We start from the raw sequence: 20,796 nt of genomic DNA, 5'->3' as shown, positions 1-20,796 counted from the left end.
CTCGTCAGAGGGCCCCTTTGCTTTGGATCGGATTCCGTTATTCGAAGTTGGCGTCCTTCATCAGTTCATACTCCGGCGAGAGTGCGTACATGCGTACGTATTCGAACTTGCCGGTGTCGACGAGTTTGAATTCGAATGCGTGCGTCACCTTGCCCGTGCCCGAGCCGATGTGCTGCGTGTAGAGCATCATCTGTACGGTGTAGATCACGTCGATGCCGGAGATCATCTTGACATCGGGGTAGAGCGTACCCAGGGCGGCCGACATTACCTCGCCGAAACGCTTTTCGACTTCGTCGTAGAACGCCTGGTACGAAGCGCGTGCTGCTTCCTTGTCGTCCGACCCCCAGTTGTCGTAGGCCGATATGTCTTCACCGGCTTCGCTCCAGTAGTATTTCGGAAGCGTGTTGATACGCCAGTTCAGGTTGGTGTAGCTTGCCGCGCAACCGCTGTAATATTCCGAATCCGTGAGGCGGCTCCCGCTGCGGTTATCCGTCGTATAGGCGGCGTCCTTGTTCTGGAGTACCCAGTCCACGCAAGCCTGGTAGAAGCTCTTGCTGTAAGCGCTGCGGTCGGGGGCCACGACGAGCGTCATGCTGGGGTCGAAGTTCCATTTGCCGCTGACCTTCTTGAACGGGCCGTCGAGCGTCTCGTAGGTGAGGTTCTTGCTCCAGTTCGAGCCGTCGAACGTGTAGCGGTCGGCCTGGAGCACGGTCGATCCCGAAGCATAGAAATGGTAAGCCACATCCATGACATCCTCGGGCATTGCATACGGGAATTTGTATTTCAGGTAGAGGGGCAGGTAAGTGTCCTGCGAGAACGACGAGCTGAAGTTGGGGTTTGTGGCGCCCATCTGTGCGTAGTCCTCGGGATTGACGATCGTCGTAGCCTCGGCTGTCGCCCACGACGTGCCGTTGAAGGTGTAGACTGCATACTGTTCCTGTGTTACCGCCCGGGTCTGGCCGAGGGCTGCGGCAGCTGAAACCGCCACACCGCGCTTCATGCTCGAAACCTTGATGTTGTCGAGCTGGTAGGTGGTTGTTTTCCGGTTGGCACCGTCACCCACATATTTGAACGCAAAATGGAGCGTTTTGCCCGCATATTTATACAGCGAGAAGCGACCGGCCGGTTCGAAGTCGTTGCCATAGCCGCTTGCCGGCTCTTCGGGGATCGTGAAATTCCCGGTGATGTCGGTCCAGGTGGCTGTGGTCACGTCATCCGTATAGTCTTCCGAGATAAGTATCGAGAGACAGTTGGCGTTCCAGTATCCGATCTTGATGTCGAAACCGAATGTCGTCATGCCGTCATCGAACGCCGGAACGGTGATCGGATCTTTGCTTACAAGCCATGATTCGACAGCGCCGGCGGCCCCGTTCGCCGAAACCTGGGCATAGAGGTTCTCAGAGTATTTCTTTATTGCCCACTGTTTGTTATCCTCGCCTGCAGCTTTTACCAGTTGCCATTTGTCGAAGTTGTCGGCATCGAACGTCTCTTCGAACAGGTCGTTGTCCGTGACAGTGACCACATCCTGTCCCAACTGAATATTGTCGATATAATAGGTCGTGGTCTTGTTGTCGGCCGCATTGCCCTGGTAGCGGAATGCCACGTAGACCGATTCGGCCTTATATGCGCTCATGTCGCATATGCCTGCCGTATACCATTTGCCGGAGGTCGAGCCGTCGAACGTGAAATTGTTCGTCAGGTCGATCCATGTCGCCTCCTCGGGGGTGACGCCATTGTAATCGGTGGATACGAGTACGCTCAGACCGTCATGCGTCCAGTAGGAGATTTTTACATCGAATGCAAGTTGCGGATTGTCGGCGAGCGTAAGGTTCACTTTCTCGGAAATAAGCCAGAGATCCTGCGGGCCTGTGGTGTTGAATGCAGAGCATTTTGCCGATTTTACACCGTTGTAGTCGTCCAGCGTCCAGGTCGAGGTGCTCGATCCTTTGACGATCTGCCATGCATTGAGCCCTCCGTCGAATGTTTCGTCGATACTCGTTGCCGCGGGAGTTTCACCGCCGCCCGTATTGGGTTCGGAAGCGGAGTAGTTATAGGCTACGACCTTGATCGCACCTGCTTCCGCATCGGGATAAGCACCCGTCAGGATCTTGTTGGCATAGCCGGCCAGCGGTTTCTCGGGGGTGAAATAGTTAGCCGGAGTCTCGCCCCAGACCGACTGGTAATCGGCACCCGAGACGGTGTAGGTCTCTGCCGCAGCGAGTTTGACAACCTCTTCGGCGAGGTCGGTCGCATTCTTATAGGTAACGGTGACAGTCGAGCCGTTCGAGAGGTAGCTGTCGTAACCTGCAGCCAGGAAGGCGGGCAGGTACGTCGTGGCGGAAGCGGCTTCGGAGAAACATTTTGCAGTGCCTACGGCGGCCAGGGCTGCCACTGCATCGGGCCCTGCGGCTTCGGCGATCGCCTTGTTGGTGGCATTCGACGCGACGCTGGCGTAGTCGGCGTCGGTCATCGTGTATTTCAGCACCTGGACGTCGGTGATCTCCTTGTCGGGGTTGAACCCGTCCAGATACTCCTCGTTGTAATCGTCGACATTACAACCCCCCCCCACGAATGCTATCGTCGCAAGGGCCAGAAGGTATTTTACAATATGCTTGTTCATATGGTTCGCTGTAATTAGAAGTTAATTTTCAGTCTTACTGTATAGGTGCGACCGAACGAGTACATGACGGCATATACGTTCTGCCAGATACCTTCGTCGGCTGCGGCGCACTGCGCGTCCATGATGTAGTTGTAGTCGTAGACGTTGTTCACGTTGCCGTAGATCGTGGCGCGTACGTTGCCGATCTTGAAGGCGTAGCTGGCCGAGAGGTCGAGCTGGTGTCCCCACGGAATTTTCCACGGGTCTTTCACGTCGACGGTCGAGTTACCGTTAAGGCTGGTGTTCGAACCGATGTAGAAGTCGGCGTAGTTGTTGCCGTAGGCGTTCCAGTCGGCGCTGACGCGCAGGCCCTTCATCGGGCGTACCGTGACGCCGAGGGCTCCGGTGGTCTGTGCCGAACCGCCGACCTTGATGCCTTTCTGCTTCAGGTTCAGCCATGCGTGGTCTTCAGCCATGATGCCCGAGGCGACCGTGCCGTCCAAAGCCTTGGTCAGGGGCTGCCCCTGCGTGTCGTAGATGTAGCCCTTCGAGTCGCTGTCCCACTGCCAGTCGCCCAGCGAAAGCATACCGGTCACGTCCAGCCAGCGGTTGGGGCGCAGGACGAAGTCCAGTTCGAGGCCCATGTGGCGTGCGTCGACACCCGAGAGGTTCACGCGGGCGTAGTCGCCGTTGGCCATCGAGCTGGAACGTACGACCGACTTGTCCATCCAGAGCGTGTAGTAACCGTTCAGGTTGACCGAAAGGATGCCCGAGCGGAATCCGTAGCCGATCTCGGCAGAGAATACCTTTTCGTTCAGCGGGTCGGGGTTCTTGACGTTGCTCGTGGTGCTCTGCAGGAATGCGCCGCCCGAGAAGAACGGGGCGCGGCTGATGTAGCCCAGGTTGGCGAATACGTTGTGTTTCTCGTTGATGTTGTAGTTGGCGCCTCCCTTGACCGTGTAACCGATGAAGTTCACGTGCTCGGACTCGGCGTGTGCGGCGTCGTAGTAGAAGCGGTCGTAGCGCCAGTAGCCGGTGTTGGAAACCGAACCCGATACGAAGGCGTTGAGGTTTTTCTTCGTCCACTCCAGCTGGGCGAATACGCCTTCCTGGTGTACGTGGCCGTCGTAGTCGCGGTAAACCTTGTCGCCGACCTGTAATTTCTGGTATTTCCAGTTGGGATCGGCTGCGGCGGCGTTCTGCTCGGGCTTGACGTTCTTGCGGCTGTCGTCGTCGATGTAGTACTTACCGTCGTAGAGGTCGATGATCTCGTTGTTGTGCTCGCCGATGTAGTAGCGCACGTCGATACCGGCCGACAGTTCGAGCGACTTGGAGATCTGGTTGGTGTAGGTCGAGAGCAGTCCGTACCACATGTGGTTGTTGTTGCTCTTCGACATGATCATGCGCGAACCGTCGGGGCTGGCGGCGTTCATCTCCTGGATCTTGTCGTAGGCGAACGTGCCGTCGGGGTTGCGGAAGGTGGTGTTCAGTACGCCGTAGTTGGTACCCTTCCACATGTTGCGGTCGGCCGAGGTGCGGCCCTGGCCCGAGTAGCCGCTGCCGCGTCCGATCGACATGTAGAGCGCCGTCGAGAGCGACGACTTGTAGTCGATCTGCCACTGGTGGTTCAGCGAGATCTGGGGCTTGTGGTATTCGTTGAAGTGCGAGTAGCGCTGCCTGCCGTTCTTGTCGAAACCGTACTCGGCGTTGTAGCGGTACATATCCTTTTCGCCCATGAAGTTCTTGGCCTTCTGCCACTCCTCGATCTTCAGTCCGTCGTCGAGGGCATGGCGCTGCGCGTGCTTCTGCGGGGCGCCGAAGGCGGTCAGCGACAACTGGTGGCGGTCATTGATGCGCTTCGAGATGTTGACGAACCAGTTGTAGCCTTCGAAGTTGGTTCCCTGGATGTAACCGTCGCCCCAGCGCTTCGCGCCGAGTACCGACAGTGCCCAGCCGCTCTTCGTGAGGCCCGTCGAGAGGCTGAACGAAAGGCTGTAAAGGCCATCGTTACCTACGCCGAACGAGAACGTGCCGCCCTGCTTGGCCTCGATGCCGTTGGTCACGATGTTGACCGAACCGCCGACCGAGGGCGACGAGATTTTCGAGGCGCCCAGGCCGCGCTGGGTCTGCATGCTGCGCGTCACGTCCGAGAGTCCGGCCCAGTTCGACCAGTATACGCCGCCCCACTCCATGTCGTTCACGGGGACGCCGTTGACCATCACGGCCACGTTGGCCGCCTGGAAACCGCGCATGTTGATCTTCGAGTCGCCGAAGCCGCCGCCGTCCTTGGTCACGTAGACGCCCGGCGTCGATTTCAGGATTTCGGGGAACTCCTGTCCGCCGAGTTTGTAGCTGATTTCCTCGGCGTTGACCGTCGATACGGCAACCGGGGTCTTGCGCTGCACGGCCACCGACTGCATGACGATGACATCCTGCAATGCCACGGCGTCGGGCTCCATCTGGATGATGCCCAGGCGTGCGTTCGGGCCCGTGACGGGTTTTTTGGTCGGGACGTAGCCCACGTAGCTGATCTCGATCTCCTTGGCATCGGTCTTCAGCGTGAAGTTGCCGTCGACGTCGGTGCTGACACCCTGCGATGTGCCGGGTACGGTCACAGAGGCGCCGATCAGCGGTGCGCCGGTCTCATCTACGATTTTACCCGTAACTGCCGATTGCGCGACAGCGGCGGACACTCCGAACAGAATCAGGGCGGCCGTCATGAGGAAATGTTGTAAATGTTTTCTCATACTTTTTAATGGATTAGTAAATAAAAGAGTGTAATGGATATTTCGGTTTCTTCATTTCTGGGTGTCGCGATCCGCGGCACTAAGATCGGGGATTTCTCCGCTTCCGCCGGCGGGATGGTTGGAATTTCACAGGATTTTAACCCCCGGCAACCTTTCGGGAAGGCTTTGTGATACATAAAATACTGGGGTTTGTATAAAGTTGCGAGGGATACTCCGCGTGTGAGATACCCCTCGTCGTTGCGTATCGCCGGCCGTGCCCGGCGATAGCCGATATCCGGTTTGCATACCTTCTCCCGCACCGTATCGGTGATGCAGGGTGCCGGTGGAAACCGTTATTTCCATAAAGCCGTCCATAATTTGCTTATACAAATTTAAACCAAATATTTCACAGCCGCAACAGAACACCGTAAATTTTGTTCAAATATTTTTCAACCTGTTGACGGGCACGGTCTTGCACGTTGCGGCACGTTCCTTGCTCAGCGGACGCGTATGCAGTCTTTCAAGGAACTATACTGGCGTTATTCGCTTTTCGTGCTGATCCTCGGACTGGGGGTCACGATCTTCATCGAGCTGACCCCGTTCCTGGGCGGGGTGCTGGGTGCCATGACGATCTACGTGCTGCTCCGGCGGCAGATGCATTACCTCACGGCTTGCCGCAAATGGCGGCGCAGCCTGGCCGCGTCGCTGCTGCTGGGTGAGGCGGTGCTCTGTTTCCTGGTGCCGATCAGTCTGATCGTCTGGATGGTCGTCAACCAGGTGCAGGACATCGCCCTCAAGCCCGAGTCGATCGTCGAGCCGCTCAAACACATCGCAGCGCTGATCCACGAAAAGACGGGATACAACCTTTGGCAGGAGAGGAATATCGCGTCGCTCGTGGGGGTGATCCCTCATTTGGGGCAGTGGGTGCTGGGCAGCATCATGGATTTCGGCATCAACATCGTCGTGCTGCTGTTCGTGCTCTATTTCATGCTCATCGGCGGCCTGCGCATGGAGGAGTACTGCCGCGAGATACTGCCTTTCAACCGCGACGTGGGCAGCAGCGTCATGCGCGAGGTGCACATGATCGTCCGCTCGAACGCCATCGGCATCCCCCTGCTGGCCGTCGTACAGGGCATCGTGGCGTTCGTGGGCTACCTGGTCTTCAACGCCCCGAGCCCGCTGTTCTGGGGCGTGCTGACCTGTTTCGCAACGATCATCCCCATCTTCGGAACGGCGCTCGTGTGGCTCCCGCTCGCGGGTTACATGGCACTCACGGGCGACTGGGGGCCGGCCATCGGGCTGCTCCTTTACGGCGGGCTGGTCGTGACGCACGTGGACAACGTCGTGCGGTTCATCATGCAGAAGAAGATGGCCGATACGCATCCGCTGGTGACGATCTTCGGTGTTTTCATCGGGCTGTCGCTCTTCGGGTTCATGGGGGTGATTTTCGGGCCACTGATGCTCGAGATGTTCGTCTTCTGCGTCAATATCTTCAAGAAGAAATACCTCGACGGGACGTCGTACAAGCAGTTGTTCGTGCCCGAGCACGATATCCAGGCGTAGCCCGCCGGGGCGCTTCCGGGCGGGGTGCTTTTACGAAAAGTAACCGTTTCGGGTGATTTTTGTGAAAAATTCCTGTAAAATGGTTGGAATTTCAAATTGTTTATTATCTTTGTTATTGAAATAACAGTGGAAGCGGTAACAAGAACCCTTAATAAAAATATCACAATGGCGAGAAATCTCAAAATCAGAGACCTTACGTTGCGCGACGGACAGCAGTCCTCGTTCGCGACGCGCATGTCGCAGGCACAGGTAGACCGTTGCCTGCCCTTCTACAAGGATGCAAATTTCTATGCGATGGAGGTCTGGGGCGGTGCCGTGCCCGACTCGGTGATGCGTTATCTCAACGAGAACCCGTGGACGCGCCTGGAGACGATTTACAAGGCTGTGGGCAAGGTGTCGAAGCTCACGGCGCTTTCGCGCGGCCGTAACCTGTTCGGCTACGCGCCTTACCCCGACGACGTGATCGACGGCTTCTGCCGCAACGCGATCGAAAGCGGGCTGGGCATCATGCGTATCTTCGATGCCCTGAACGACGTGGACAACGTGAAATCGACGATCAAATACGTCAAGCAGTACGGCGGCATCGCCGACTGCGCCGTATGTTATACGGTCGACCCGAAATATCCCGAACCCTCCTTCATGCAGCGCCTGATGGGCAAGAAGCGGCCGCAGCCCGTCTTCACGGATGCCTATTTCCTCGACAAGGCCAAACAGATGGCCGCACTGGGCGCCGACATGATCACCATCAAGGACATGTCGGGCCTGATCCCGCCGCGCCGTGTCGCCACGCTGGTCAAGCTGTTCAAGAAGAACATCTCGATTCCGGTCGATTTCCATACCCACTGTACCCCCGGCTACGGCCTGGCTTCGGTGCTCGCGGCCATCGTGGCCGGCGTCGACATCGTCGATACCAACTGCTGGTATTTCGCCGAAGGCACGGGTGCCCCGGCCATCGAGCTGGTACACGTCTTCTGCAAGAAGCTCGGCGTTGATACCGGTGTGAACATGGAGGCCGTGGCCAAGATCAATACCCAGCTGCGCGAGATCCGCAAGGAGCTCAACCAGTCGGTATTCGGCGCGGACAAACCCGAGCCCAAGGCGTTCAACCCGCTGACCGACAAGCTGCCCGCCGAGATCGACGCCCTGTTCGACAAGGCTATTGCGGCCGCCAAGGCCGACGATGAGGACGCTACGATCGACGCCTGCCGCAAGATCGAGGCCTATTTCGGGTTCCCGGCTCCCAACGAACTGGTGCAAAAGGCCGAGATCCCCGGCGGCATGTACTCGAACATGGTCGCCCAGCTCAAGCAGCTCAAGGCCGAGGACATCCTGCCGCGCGCCATGGAGCTGATCCCCTCGGTGCGCCTGGCCGCAGGCCTGCCGCCGCTGGTGACCCCGACCTCGCAGATCGTCGGTGCGCAGGCCGTCAACTGCGCCCTCGACGAGAAGGCCGGGCGTCCGATGTACACCAACAAGAGCTCGCAGTTCGTCGGCCTGGTCAAGGGCGAGTACGGACACACGCCCGTGAAGATCGACCCCGAATTCCGCTTCAAGATTTGCGGCGTGCGTGAGGAGACGCCCTACGATACGTCGAAATACCAGATGCAGCCCAACCCCGAACTGCCCGAGGCCGGAGGTGTGAAGCTCGCCGCCAACGAGAAAGAAGTGCTGCTGCTCGAGCTGTTCCCGATGGTCGCCAAGACATTCCTCACGGACATGAAGGTCAAGGCTTACGCCGCGGCCAAACCCGCCGAGCCCAAGGCCGAGGAGAAAAAGGCCGAAGAGGTGAAGAAGGTCGTCATCACGGGCAATGCCGTGACGGCGCCGCTGCCCGGGCGTATCATCGAGCTGAAGGTCAAGGTGGGCGATACGGTCAAGGCCGGCGACGAGATCGCAATCCTGGAAGCCATGAAGATGGAGAATGCCGTGACGACCGATTACGCCGGCACGGTGAAGCAGGTGCTGGTGCAGCCCGGCGAGAACGTGGCGACCGACGCCGTACTGGCCGAGATCGGATGATCCCCTCCGGCACATTCGTCCGAAGAATGGGCAGCCGGCTGTATGTCGGTTGCCCTTTTTCGTGCGATTTCCCGGAAAAATAGTATATTTGCACCATCAAATAATTAAACCTCAGACTTATGGCATTTCTAAAAGAATTCAAGGAATTCGCCCTCAAGGGGAACGTGATGGACATGGCCGTCGGTGTGATCATCGGCGGTGCATTCGGCAAAATCGTCTCGTCGTTGGTGAACGACATTCTGATGCCGCCGATCGGGGCGCTGATCGGCAATACCGATTTTTCGCAGCTGCGGCTCGATATTTCGAAGTTCCGGGACATGACTTCGAGTGCCGTGCATGCCGTCGGCGACGTCGTGACGGGCGGCGGCGAAGCCGCTGCAAAGGCGGCTACCGAGCCCGTTTACTGGAATTACGGCGCCTTCATCCAGCAGTGCATCGACTTTACGATCCTGGCATTCTGCGTCTTCCTGATGGTCAAGCTGATGAACCGCCTGATGCGGAAAAAGGAGGAGGCCGCCGCTCCGGCACCCGCTCCTGAACCCGCACCCACGAAGGAGGAGTTGCTGCTGACGGAGATCCGCGACCTGCTCAGGGAGCAGAAGAAATAATTACCCGATACGTACAGCGGGCTGTCTGCATTTGGCAGGCAGCCCGCTTGTATTTGCGCGTGCCGGCCGTGCCCATGGGATTGTGGCAAGGGAGGGGAACCCGCTGCCCGGCCCGGCGGTCTTATTGGTCGGACTCCTTTTTGTGCGTATACTCCTGTAATATATAAGTGGTGAAGATCGGGAACATCATCATTCCCAGCGTAGGCAGCAGGATGGTGATGACCTTGCCGATGGCCGTGACGGCGAATATCTCGGCGCCGACGGTCGTGACGTTCATCCAGGCCCACCACAGGGCGTTTCCGAAACCATGGAGTTTGTCATTGACGAATATTTCGTAGTCGTAGAAGACCAGTGCCGAGATATAGGTGAAAACCACGACCGTGAAGATGTAGGCCGTGAATAGCCGGCGGATCTTGTTGTCCACGAGCCATTGCACGACTACGTAGAGTGCCAGGAACGCCCGCATCAGCGGCATCACCCCGATCAGCATGGCCCAGTAGCGGGGGAGGTCTGCACCGCTCCAGGCCAGGATGTTCAGGTAGGGGATCGAGATCAGGAAGAACAGAATGTTCCGCCCGAAGAAGCGCCCTTTACGTTCGGCCGCCGCCCAGCGTACGAAAAAATCGCACAGGAAAAGGATGCAGACCACCAGCTGCACGGTCAGGTAGCTCTGCGAAAAACGGGTGTGGTCTCCGCCGATGATTTCCCACGAGACCGCGGCGAGCAGGACTACGCCGGCAATTACTTTGAGTATGCTCAGGGAATTGGCGATTTCGTTGCGTGATGTGTCTGTCAGCGGCATGTCATTCTGTTTGCCCACAGGCGGGCAAAATCGGTGCCAAAGCCCCGGAGTCTGAATTTTCCGGTGATTTTTTGCCGAAAGATTTTGCATGAATAAAAAATTCTATTACCTTTGCACTCGCTTTGATGCAATGGCGGGTTAGCTCAGCTGGTTAGAGCGCATGATTCATAATCATGAGGTCCCGAGTTCAAGTCTCGGACCCGCTACGAAATACAAAGGGACACTTGTACGCCAGGTGTCCCTTTTTTGTTCCCCGCCTCTCCTCGTCTACCGATCTTCGCACAACCCTTTGTCCCGCCCCGTTCGGCTGTGTCCGTCCGCCCTGTTTTATTTTGCCGCGGCCGGCGAATCCGGGAGGGCATCTTGCTTTGTCCCGGAGGGAGCATTTTATTAATTTCTTATTTCGCATGAAATCAGTTAGTTATATTTTATTACCCAAAAAATATTACTTTGGGTGGTTCTTTTATTAACTTTTTTTACTCAAAAAACATTGTAATAATAAATATTATTACTACATTCGTGTGGAAATAATGCCGTATTTATATTTTTAAAATGGATTGTTATATTATATAAGTGTGATACTTGTGGTATCACATTCCTATTGTAAAATTAATTACTTGTATCGAGATTATCCCCGAATAAATTTCTTAAAATACCCGAAGGAGAACTAACCCATAATTATTCAATCTAAAATACCTGATTATGAAAAAACTTTTTACCCCCCCCCTGTTGACCGCGTTGTTGTGCTGCATGGGTGCATTTCTTATTGCCTCGTGTTCGGACGACGATGAAAAATGGCCCTCGGAAGTCTCCCAACCTTTCGTTTCCGTGACGGCTGCCGACGGCGATGCGACGATCACCGCCGTCATTTCGGATGCGGACAAGACCATCACGTTCGGGGAGTTCCAGAACATGACCGACCTATCCAAGGTGACGGTTACGTTCGATATGACCTGGGGTGCTATCCTCAAAACGCCCGGCACGGCGACCGCCGAGGTTAACCTCACGTCCCCTTACAGCGTTGTTGTGAACGTGGGCTACCTCCACGAAGAAACCTACCTGATGTCGGCCAAGCCCAAGGATATTCCCAACCCGATCCTCTCCGCGAAGGTGGGCAACGAAGAGGCGGTCATCGCCGGCAACACCATCACGATCGCTTACAAGACGGGCATGAATGTCAATGCCATGGTCTTCGACATCGAGCTGGTTCCGGGCGCTTCCCTGAAGTCCCCCGAGAACAAGACGTTCGACCTCGAATTCGCCGACGGGACGCTGGTGGTCACCTACGGCGGGACGGACTACACCTATGTCGTCAAGCAGACCGGCTATACCGATCCCCTGCTGAGCCAGGGATGGACGGACGAGACGGGAAGTTTCGGCACGCTGCCCAAATATATCAAGGTCTATAAGACCACGAAGCTGAACGGCGTCGACAATAATATCGCCTACATCGCCATCATGGGCCCGCAGTCGACGATGGGCGTTGTCGGCAACGGTTCCGATCTTAAGACGATTCAGGAGCTCGAAGGTTTGGACGGCAGCTGGAACGTATACCTGGTGGGTGTATCTTCTGCCGGCACCGCAGTTCAGACTATCATCCGTGACGGACAGTTCGTTCAGGATCCTCATGCCATCAATTCGTTCGCTACGATCGGGCAGGATAACAACGGTGCCTACAAGATGGCCTGGTCGCAGAAATTCGACGGTAAACTCTATGCGTTCCCGTTCAGGAACGGCAGCAGTTTCACGGCTCGGGTTCAGGGCGACGGTACCGTGTGGGATGCCAAGACGGCTGTTTCCGGAATCCCGATGGTTTTGTGGGACGGTAATATCCTGACCGAGGCGCAAACGATCTGCAACGACGGTAGTAACAGCGGCTGGTATGCCGGTAATCCTGCGTATGCCCGTGCTGCGGTAGGTATCACGGCTCAGGGTAAGGTTTTCGCATTCTGCGGCCAGCAGGTCGAGGGCAGCGTCGGCGTTTCGATGCTCGACCTGGCCAAGGTCATGAAGGAGCTGGGCTGCGTCTCCGCCATGTCGTTCGAGGGCTCGAGTTCGCCGAACATGCGTATCAACAAACACGAAACCGTACTCAACTCCAAGGTCGCTTCGGGCGACGCCGAGAAGGCGATGCAGTGTGCATTGGTCTTCAAGTAACGGAATGTCCTGCCGTCCGGATGACGGTGGCATGGTAAATAATCGAGCCGGCATGTCTCACGACATGCCGGCCTTTTCCATGCGCTGCGCCGTGGGGATCATGCCCATTTTGCTTCCGGGCGGGGTGCAGCTTTTTTTAGCTGTGGCGACGCGCCAGCTCCGCTTCGAGGTCGGCGATGGAGCATCCGGCGGCTTCGAGCAGCACCAGCAGGTGGTATATCAGGTCGGAGGCTTCGTAGACCATCGCTTCGCGGTTGCCTGCCACGGCTTCGATAACCGTTTCCACGGCCTCTTCGCCCACTTTCTGTGCGATCTTGTTCACCCCGCGCTCGAAGAGTTTGCTCGTGTAGGAGCCCTCGGGCATCTCGGCGTGTCGCCTTTGGATGACGCCCTGCAGATAGCGGATGAAGCCTTCCGGCCCGGCCGCGGCCCCGTCGAAGCAGCTCGCCGCCCCGGTGTGGCAGGTCGGGCCGTGGGGGATGGCACGTATGAGGAGCGTGTCGTTGTCGCAGTCGGCGGTGACTGATACGATTTCGAGGTAGTTGCCGCTTGTTTCGCCTTTTGTCCAGAGGCGGCGGCGCGTGCGGCTGTAAAAGGTGACGCGGCCTTCTGAAAGGCTCTTTTCGTAAGCCTCCCGGTTCATGTAGCCGAGCATCAGCACCCGCAGGGTGCGCACGTCCTGTACGATGGCGGGGATCAGTCCGTCGGCCTGCTTCGAGGCGTCGAGCGCCTCGAAGGGTTTTGCTGTGATTTCCATGGTGTCTATTGTCTTACGTTGATATTCAGCCGGTGCAATTCCCGTTTGAGCACGGGGATCGGGATTTCGTTGTAGTGGAAGATGCTGGCCGCGAGCGCCGCGTCGGCACGGCCGTGCGTCAGCACGTCGGCGATGTGCCGCACTGACCCTGCGCCGCCCGAGGCGATGACCGGCACCGGCAGCTCGGCCAGCCGTGCGAAGGTTTCGCACGGGTAGCCGTCGCGCGTGCCGTCGTGGTCCATCGAGGTGAAGAGCAGCTCGCCCGCACCCCGCTGGCAGACTTCGTGCGCCCATGCGAAAAGCTCGCGGTCGGTCATGCGTTTGCCGCCGTGGGTCGTGACGCGCCATACGCCGTCGGTCATCCGCGCGTCGATGGCCGCGACGACGAACTGCGACCCGTATTTCGACGCGATGGCGTCGATCAGCGCAGGGTCGCGTACGGCGGCGCTGTTGACGGTGACCTTGTCCGCCCCGGCGTCGAGCAGCCGCCCGGCGTCGGCGACCGATGCGATGCCGCCGCCCACGGTGAACGGGATGTCGATGCGTTCGGCGATTCGGGCGACCAGCTCCGTGAAGGTCTGCCGCCCCTCTTCCGTGGCGCTGATGTCGAGGTATACCAGTTCGTCGGCCCCTTCGGCGGCGTATTTCGCCCCCAGCTCCACCGGGTCGCCGACGTTGCGCAGCCCGACGAAATTGATGCCCTTGACGGTCTGTCCCTCGCGGATGTCGAGGCAGGGGATTATGCGTTTGGCAAGCATCTTTTCAGTTCTTCGAGGGTGATACGTCCTTCGTAGAGGGCTTTGCCGACGATTACGCTGCGCAGCCCCGCGCCGTCGAGCGCCTCGATGTCGGCCATCGAGGCGATGCCGCCGCTCACGGTGATTTCCACCCCGGGGAACTGCCCCTGCAACCCAGCGTAGAATTCCGCCGAGGTGCCGCACAGCATCCCGTCGCGGGCGATGTCGGTGCAGATGACCTGCGCGAGCCCCTGCGGTGCGAAGCGGGCGATAAGCTCCTGCGCCGTCATCTCGGATCGCTCCGTCCATCCCTGTACGGCCACCGCGCCGTCGCGGATGTCGGCGCCCAGGATCAGCTTCCCGCCGCCGAATTCGGCGAGCCATTCGGCGAACGATTCCGGTTCGCGCACGGCGATGCTGCCGCAGATGGCGCGGCTGGCGCCTGCGCCGAATACGCTGCGCAGCGCCCCGCGGCTTTTGATTCCGCCGCCGTACTGTACTTCGAGCGTGGTTTTCGTCGCCACGCGTTCCAGCACGGCGAGGTTGCGGGGCTCCGACGCCTTGGCGCCGTCGAGGTCGACCATGTGCAGCCGGCGGATGCCCGCCTCTTCGAAGCGTTGCGCCGCTTCGAGCGGGTCGCGGTAGTAGGTCGTCCGGCGGCCGTAGTCGCCCTGCGCCAGGCGCACGCAGGCGCCGCCGATGATGTCTGTTGCGGGTATGATTTCGATTTTCATGTCATCAGAGTTTTAGGAAATTGCGTAGTATCCGCTCGCCCGCCCGCCCGCTCTTTTCGGGGTGGAACTGCGTGCCGAAGAAATTGCCGCGCCCCAGGGCGGCGCTGAACGCTCCTCCGTAGTCGGTTTGGGCGATCGTGGCGTCGCACGCCTGTGCCGCGTAGGAATGGATATAGTAGAGGTAGGTGTCTTCGCCGAGGCCGTCGAAAAGCGGGCTGCGGAGCCTGCCGACGGTGTCCCAGCCTACGTGGGGAATCTTCAGCGGATTTTCCCCGCCTCTCAGCCGCACGACGTGCGCCGGGAAGATGCCCAGGCAGCGGGTGTCTCCCTCCTCGCTGTCCAGGCACATCAGCTGCATGCCGATGCAGATGCCCAGTACGGGCTGCGTCAGGGTGGGGATGAGCGCATCCAGTCCCCGTTCGCGGAGTTTGGCCATTGCCGACGAGGCTTCACCCACGCCCGGGAGGAGCACCCTGTCCGCCTGCCGCAGCACCGTGGCGTCGGACGTGACCGTAAATTCGGCGCCGATGCGCCGCAGGGCATTGGCTACCGAACGCAGGTTGCCCGTATCGTAATCCGTGATCGCTATCATAGTATGCCTTTGCTGCTGGGTATGTCGTATCCGAAGCCGGTGCGTGCCACGGCCATGCGCAGCGCACGCGCGAAAGCCTTGAAGATCGCCTCGGCCTTGTGGTGGTCGTTCCCGCCGCGCGCCGAAATCTGCAGGTTGCAGCGTGCCGCGCAGCAGAGCGAGTGGAAGAAGTGGCGGAACATCTCCGTCGGGACGTCCCCGACCCGCTCGCGGCGGAATTCGGCGTCCCATTCGAAGTCGATGCGCCCCCCGAAGTCGAGCAGTACCAGCGCCTGGCAGTCGTCCATCGGCAGTGCGAAGCCGTAGCGGCCGATGCCCGCCTTCGACCCCAGGGCGCGGTCGATGGCCTCGCCCAGCACGATCGCCACGTCTTCCATCGTGTGGTGTTCGTCGATGTCCAGGTCGCCGTGCGCCTCCACCGTGAGCGACACCCCGCCGTGGTGGGCGATCTGGGCCAGCATGTGATCCAGGAACCGCAGCCCGGTGGAAATCCCGTCGCCGGGGGCGGCCCCGCAGGTGCCGAAGCCCCGGCCGTCGAGGTCTATGCGTACGGTGATTCGCGTTTCGCGCGTTTCGCGCGTCACGACGACCCGCCGTTCCCCGCGGCGGATGTATTCCGCGATCTCGGCCCACGAGTCCGTGATGAGCACGCATGCCTCTTCCGCGCCCGCTTCCCGCAGCATCCTGCGCCCTTCGGCGGCAGGCGCCAAAAGGATGCCCTTCGCCCCGAGGTTGCGCGCCAGCAGGATGTCGGTCGCCCGGTCGCCCACGACGTAGCTCGCCCCGAGGTCGTACGACCCGTCCGTGTAGCGGCCGAACATGCCCGTGCGGGGTTTGCGCGTCGGGGCGTCGTCGCTTTCGAACGTGCGGTCGATAAGCATGTCGTCGAAGGCGACGCCTTCGCCTGCGAGCGTGCGCAGCATTTTTTCGTGCGGCGGCCGGAAATCCTCCTCCGGAAAGGCCTCCGTGCCCAGCCCGTCCTGGTTCGTCGCCATCACCAGTTCGAAATCCAGCCCCCGGAGCGTCCGGAGCGCCGAGATCGCACCGGGTATGAATTCCAGCTTTTCGAGGCTGTCGACCTGGTAATCTGCGGGCGGCTCCGCGATCACGGTGCCGTCGCGGTCTATGAAGAGCGCTTTTTTCATGGGCGGAAATTTTTGACGGTTTCCAACATGCGGTCGTTCTCCTCCGGGCGCCCGACGGTGATGCGCAGGCAGCCTTCGCAACCTGCGATCCGCGAACGGTTGCGGACGATGACCCCCGCTGCGACCAGCTCCCGGTACAACGGGTCGGGTGCCGCGGTCTTTACCAGCAGGAAGTTGCCTTCCGAGGGGTAGACCTGCCCGATGCAGGAGCATGCCGCGAGTGCCGCCGCCAGGCGCGAGCGTTCGGCGCGGATCGCCGCCACCTCGGCCGAGATGTCCCTGCGGAGCGATTCCGCGACGGCCCGCTGCGTGAGCGTGTTGATGTTGTAAGGGTATTTCACCCGGCCGAAGAGGGCGGCGATCTCCTCCGAAGCGAAAGCCAGCCCGAGCCGCAGCCCGGCCATGCCCCACGCCTTGGAGAGCGTCTGGAGGACGATCAGGTTCGGGAACTCGCCGAGCCGCGGCAGGAACCCGCCGCTGTCGGCGAAGTCGATGTAGGCTTCGTCCAGCACGACGATGCCGTCGAAGCGGCGGAGCAGGCTTTCGATCTCCTGCGCCGGGAACGCATTGCCCGTGGGGTTGTTGGGCGAGCAGAGCCACATCAGCTTCGTGCGCTCGTCGGCTGCCGCCAGCAGCGCCCCGACCGGGAGCGAGTAGCCGGCTCCCAGCGGCACTTCGCGCATCTGCACGTCGTTCGTCGCAGCCGCCACGCGGTACATCCCGTAGGTCGGGGCGATCGACACGGCGTTGTCCAGCCCCGGCCGGCAGAAGATCCGGAATGCGAGGTCGATGGCCTCGTCGCTGCCGTTGCCGATGAAGATCCGCCCGGCGTCCACGCCTTTCAGTTCCGCGATCAGGGCTTTCAGCGCCCGCTGGTGCGGGTCGGGGTAACGGTTCACGCCGTTGTCGTAGGGGCTTTCGTTGGCGTCGAGCCATACGTCGATTCCGCCGCCCGCATATTCGTCGCGGGCTGTGGAGTAGGGTTGCAGCGCCAGGATGTTGGGGCGCACCAACTGCGACAGCGGTTTCATAGTATCCCTCCTTTCATCCGGACGCGCACGGCGTTGGCGTGTGCGTCGAGCCCTTCGGCCTCGGCCATGGCCGTGATTGCGGGCGCCAGCGCGTCGAGCCCGTCGCGCGTCAGCTCCTGGAATGTGATCTTGCGCATGAAACTGTCGACGTTCACCCCGCTGCAGGCACGGGCCCAGCCGCCCGTGGGCAGCGTGTGGTTGGTACCCGAGGCGTAGTCCCCGGCGCTTTCGGGCGAATAGTTGCCGATGAAGACGCTGCCCGCGGCCGTGATCTTGGCGGCGATGCCCCATGCGTCGCGCATCGAGACGATCAGGTGCTCCGGGGCATAGGCGTTGGCGAACGCAATCTGCTTGTATTCCTCGTCGAACAATACGATCCGGCTGTTGGCCAGCGAATTGCGGATCGCCTCGCCGCGGCTGAGATACCGGATCTGCTCCTCGACGGCCCGGGTTACCTGCCGTGCGAAACGCTCCGTCCGGCAGACCAGGATGGCCTGGCTGTCGTCCCCGTGCTCGGCCTGCGACAGCAGATCGGCGGCGACGAATTCCGCCCGGGCGCTGTTGTCGGCCAGCACCATCACCTCCGAAGGGCCTGCCGGCAGGTCTACGGCCACGGCCTCGGCGCTTACCAGCTGCTTGGCGCGGGTGACGTACCGGTTTCCCGGGCCGAAGATTTTTTCGACGTGCGGGATGCTTTCCGTGCCATAGGCCATGGCGGCCACGGCCTGCGCCCCGCCGACGGCGAAGATGCGGTCGACGCCGCACAGGTCGGCGGCGAAAAGCACCTCGGGGGCGATCTTCCCGCCGCGTCCAGCCGGGGTGCAGAGTACGACCTCGCCGCACCCGGCGATCCGGGCGGGGAGGGCGAGCATCAGCACCGTCGAGAAGAGCGGGGCATTGCCGCCCGGGACGTAGAGCCCCACGCGGCCGATGGCTACGGCACGCTGCACGCACCGCACGCCGGGCATCACTTCGATGTCGACCTGCGGCGGGAGCTGTGCCCTGTGGAAGGCTTCGATATTGGACTTGGCGATCGCCAGCGCCGTCTTGAGCCGTTGCGGCACGGCTTTGGCCGCTTCGGTGCGCTGTCTGCGGGAAACCTCGAACCTCTCGGGGACGTAACCTTCGATGCGGGCCACGAGGTCGCGCAGCGCCTTGTCGCCGCCCGTGCGCACCTGTGAGAGGATGGCGGCGACCCGTTCCGTGATTTCGCCCTCCTGTCGCGTGCAGCGGGCCGTGAGGGCCGGCCATTCACGGCGCGGCGGGTTGTTGTGGATTTTCAGCATTTCCATATCCGGGTGTTTTTCGGGGTCAGCGGATCATGTTTTCGAGCGTCAGCACCAGGATGTCCTCCGCGCCGATCTCCTTGAGCCGTTCGATGCGTTCCCAGAGCTGGGATTCGCTGATCACGGCGTGTATCGAACACCATCCCTCCTGTGCCAGCGGCAGGATCGTGGGGCTGCGCATGCCGGGCAGGATGACGATCGCTTCCTGGAGTTTCTCCGCCGGGAGGTTCATCAGCACGTATTTCATGCCCCGGCTTTCGAGGATGGAGTTGAAGCGGAAGGTGAGCTGTGCCGTTTCACGGCGCTTCGCCTCGTCCATTTCCGGGTTGGCGATCAGCACCGCCTCGGAATAAAAGACCTTCTCGACTTCGACCAGCCCGTTCGAGATGAGCGTGCCGCCCGACGATACGATGTCGAAGATCGCATCGGACATCCCGACCGCCGGGGCGATCTCCACGGAACCCTCGATGGTGTGTATTTCGGCGTCGATGCCCTTTTCGGCGAAGAACCGCGTGAGGATGTTGGGGTAGGAGGTGGCGACGCGCTTGCCGCGGAAATAATCCAGCCCTTCGTATGCCGCCGTGCGTTCCACGGCCAGCGAGATGCGGCAGTTCCCGAACCCGAGATCCATCGCCTGCTCTACGCGGAATCCTTTCTCCGCCACTTCGTTCAGCCCCACGATGCCCAGGTCGGCGACGCCCATCGCCACGGCCTGCGGGATGTCGTCGTCGCGCAGGTAGAGCACTTCCAGCGGGAAGCCCCCGGCGCGCGAGATGAGTTTGCGTTTGCTTTCGGCGACGCGGATGCCCGCCTCGGAGAGCAGTTCGATGCTCTGTTCGTTGAGTCGGCCCTTGGCCTGGATTGCGATTCTCAGCATTTTTTTTGTCGATTTTGGCACACCGCCCGCGGCATAAGCACGAAAAAAGCCCACCCGCAGGAGGTGAGCTTCGTATATACTTTTGTTAAACTTATGGTTCCGTTTACATGTACATATCCGTCTTACCCCTTCGGAAAGTGGTGATGGTGATGATGGATATGGTGAAATATTGTCATATATGCTGTCGTTGGGACAAATGTATCTATTTTGTCCGAAAAAACAAAATTCCAAGTAAAATTTTTTAATATATTTTCAAAATCAGCCCTGGACACCCTCGGCGCGATCTTCGTCTGTCCCGTGCGGCCTGTTTCCGGTAGCGTGCGGCCGGTGCATGGAGTTTGCAGAAATTGCACGTCCGGCGTCCGGGTATCTGCAATGCCGGTATCCGTGCCCTGCTGCCGGTCGTCTTCACCGTGTCCGTTTTTTTGCTATTTTTGTCTGCCGGCGGACGGTTTCAGTGGGGCAGTTCAGCGCTTCGGTTTTACCTGTTGCCCCTGCTGCCGTGATTCCCGTGGGGTGGTTGCGGCCGCTCCGGGTGCGGGGCGGACGGCGGAGGAAAGTCCGGGGCTTATTCGTCCGCTTCGCCGTATACCTTGCCGCGCAGTGCGTCGTCCGAATAGACGTGCAGGCTGTGCCCCGTGGGGCTCAGGCAGGTGATGCGGTGTATGTGGTTGTCGAAACACCCCGGTTTCCCGATTGCGAAGAACGCGCACGGGGCTTCGACCTCGGCGCTCTGCACCGGACGTGCCATGCCGCCGCCTGCGGGCTCGAAGATTTCGAGCCGGAACCTGCCGTCGGAGAAGTGGTAGCCTGCGAATTGCGGGTGGGCGTGGATGCTCGTGCGGTTGCCCTCCTGCCAGCTCATCACGATCGCCTCCCATCCCGTTTCCGGCGATCGGCCCAGGTAGGTGCGGCGGTAGGCCGTCGCGGAATAGTCGTCGAATTCCGTCAGCGGGTGCCCCTCGAGCCAGCCGAGCACATAGCCCTGTATCCGCTCGCCCAATGCGTCGTCGACGGGGTTCCTGCCGATGATCCCCAGCAGTCCGGTAAAAAACTCCCCGTACACGGCTGTGCTGGCCGAAGCCTCCTGCAAATCCTCCGCGAGTGTCGTCGCATGTCGTTCCTGTTTCATGGTGTTGTCCGTTTGGTGCAAAGATAGCTGG

The 20,796-nt window shown here is 60.0% G+C and carries 16 protein-coding genes and 1 tRNA gene; 5 read left to right on the top strand and 12 right to left on the bottom strand.

From position 1 onward, the window contains the following. Positions 1-37 precede the first annotated feature (37 nt). Together DW189_RS11440 and DW189_RS11435 are read right to left on the bottom strand one after the other, a co-directional pair. Positions 38-2,620 (bottom strand): choice-of-anchor J domain-containing protein, encoded by a 2,583-nt coding sequence (locus DW189_RS11440; RefSeq protein WP_117508276.1) that lies wholly within the window; start codon positions 2,618-2,620, stop codon positions 38-40. Positions 2,621-2,634: 14 nt separating this feature from the next. Then, positions 2,635-5,346, bottom strand: coding sequence for a TonB-dependent receptor (locus DW189_RS11435; RefSeq protein ID WP_055212442.1), 2,712 nt, complete (start codon positions 5,344-5,346; stop codon positions 2,635-2,637). Positions 5,347-5,835: 489 nt separating this feature from the next. Between DW189_RS11435 and DW189_RS11430 the strand changes: the two genes are divergently transcribed. The 3 genes from DW189_RS11430 (at position 5,836) to mscL (ending at position 9,515) form a co-directional block, all read left to right on the top strand. Continuing rightward, a complete protein-coding gene (locus DW189_RS11430) occupies positions 5,836-6,888 on the top strand; it encodes an AI-2E family transporter (protein ID WP_055204397.1) in 1,053 nt (350 codons plus the stop codon). Between the two features lie 165 nt (positions 6,889-7,053). Continuing rightward, positions 7,054-8,907 carry a biotin/lipoyl-containing protein gene (locus DW189_RS11425; RefSeq protein WP_117508274.1) on the top strand — a complete coding sequence of 618 codons (1,854 nt, stop codon included), beginning with the start codon at positions 7,054-7,056 and terminating at the stop codon, positions 8,905-8,907. 119 nt (positions 8,908-9,026) lie between these two features. Continuing rightward, positions 9,027-9,515 carry a large conductance mechanosensitive channel protein MscL gene (gene mscL, locus DW189_RS11420; RefSeq protein WP_055212446.1) on the top strand — a complete coding sequence of 163 codons (489 nt, stop codon included), beginning with the start codon at positions 9,027-9,029 and terminating at the stop codon, positions 9,513-9,515. Between the two features lie 121 nt (positions 9,516-9,636). Here mscL and DW189_RS11415 read toward each other — a convergent pair whose 3' ends face one another. After that, positions 9,637-10,317, bottom strand: a complete 681-nt coding sequence (locus DW189_RS11415) for a potassium channel family protein (protein WP_055212447.1) — start codon at positions 10,315-10,317, stop codon at positions 9,637-9,639. Positions 10,318-10,449: 132 nt separating this feature from the next. Between DW189_RS11415 and DW189_RS11410 the strand changes: the two genes are divergently transcribed. Further along, positions 10,450-10,523 (top strand) — tRNA-Met (locus DW189_RS11410). Positions 10,524-11,019: 496 nt separating this feature from the next. Next, on the top strand, positions 11,020-12,474 hold the full coding sequence (locus DW189_RS11405) for a phosphodiester glycosidase family protein (RefSeq protein WP_117508273.1): 1,455 nt from the start codon (positions 11,020-11,022) through the stop codon (positions 12,472-12,474). 136 nt (positions 12,475-12,610) lie between these two features. Here DW189_RS11405 and hisIE read toward each other — a convergent pair whose 3' ends face one another. From hisIE to DW189_RS11360, 9 genes are all read right to left on the bottom strand, one after another. Further along, positions 12,611-13,231 carry a bifunctional phosphoribosyl-AMP cyclohydrolase/phosphoribosyl-ATP diphosphatase HisIE gene (gene hisIE / locus DW189_RS11400; protein ID WP_117508272.1) on the bottom strand — a complete coding sequence of 207 codons (621 nt, stop codon included), beginning with the start codon at positions 13,229-13,231 and terminating at the stop codon, positions 12,611-12,613. A gap of 5 nt (positions 13,232-13,236) precedes the next feature. Beyond that, on the bottom strand, positions 13,237-13,989 hold the full coding sequence (hisF, locus tag DW189_RS11395) for an imidazole glycerol phosphate synthase subunit HisF (RefSeq protein WP_117508271.1): 753 nt from the start codon (positions 13,987-13,989) through the stop codon (positions 13,237-13,239). Beyond that, positions 13,971-14,702, bottom strand: a complete 732-nt coding sequence (hisA, locus tag DW189_RS11390) for a 1-(5-phosphoribosyl)-5-[(5-phosphoribosylamino)methylideneamino]imidazole-4-carboxamide isomerase (RefSeq protein ID WP_117508270.1) — start codon at positions 14,700-14,702, stop codon at positions 13,971-13,973. Before hisA ends, hisF begins: the two co-directional genes overlap by 19 nt. Positions 14,703-14,706: 4 nt before the next feature. Next, a complete protein-coding gene (gene hisH / locus DW189_RS11385) occupies positions 14,707-15,294 on the bottom strand; it encodes an imidazole glycerol phosphate synthase subunit HisH (RefSeq protein ID WP_117508269.1) in 588 nt (195 codons plus the stop codon). Then, positions 15,291-16,439: a bifunctional histidinol-phosphatase/imidazoleglycerol-phosphate dehydratase HisB gene (hisB, locus tag DW189_RS11380; RefSeq protein ID WP_117508268.1), complete on the bottom strand. Its 1,149-nt coding sequence runs from the start codon at positions 16,437-16,439 to the stop codon at positions 15,291-15,293. The genes hisH and hisB overlap by 4 nt, the downstream gene beginning before the upstream one ends. Further along, positions 16,436-17,470 (bottom strand): histidinol-phosphate transaminase, encoded by a 1,035-nt coding sequence (hisC, locus tag DW189_RS11375; RefSeq protein WP_117508267.1) that lies wholly within the window; start codon positions 17,468-17,470, stop codon positions 16,436-16,438. Before hisC ends, hisB begins: the two co-directional genes overlap by 4 nt. Next, entirely contained in the window at positions 17,467-18,762 is a 1,296-nt protein-coding gene (gene hisD / locus DW189_RS11370) for a histidinol dehydrogenase (protein ID WP_117508265.1), read from the bottom strand. Before hisD ends, hisC begins: the two co-directional genes overlap by 4 nt. Positions 18,763-18,781: 19 nt before the next feature. Then, entirely contained in the window at positions 18,782-19,633 is an 852-nt protein-coding gene (gene hisG / locus DW189_RS11365; RefSeq protein ID WP_117508263.1) for an ATP phosphoribosyltransferase, read from the bottom strand. Positions 19,634-20,201: 568 nt separating this feature from the next. Beyond that, the gene (locus DW189_RS11360; RefSeq protein WP_117508261.1) at positions 20,202-20,765 is read right to left on the bottom strand and encodes a cysteine dioxygenase; all 564 of its coding nucleotides are present in this window, start codon (positions 20,763-20,765) and stop codon (positions 20,202-20,204) included. Positions 20,766-20,796 lie beyond the last annotated feature (31 nt).

This window comes from Alistipes sp. AM16-43, from assembly GCF_003435745.1.
GTDB classification, from domain to species: domain Bacteria; phylum Bacteroidota; class Bacteroidia; order Bacteroidales; family Rikenellaceae; genus Alistipes; species Alistipes onderdonkii.
Note: the sequence above shows the minus strand (reverse complement) of the source record. Positions and strands in the feature narration are given on the sequence as shown.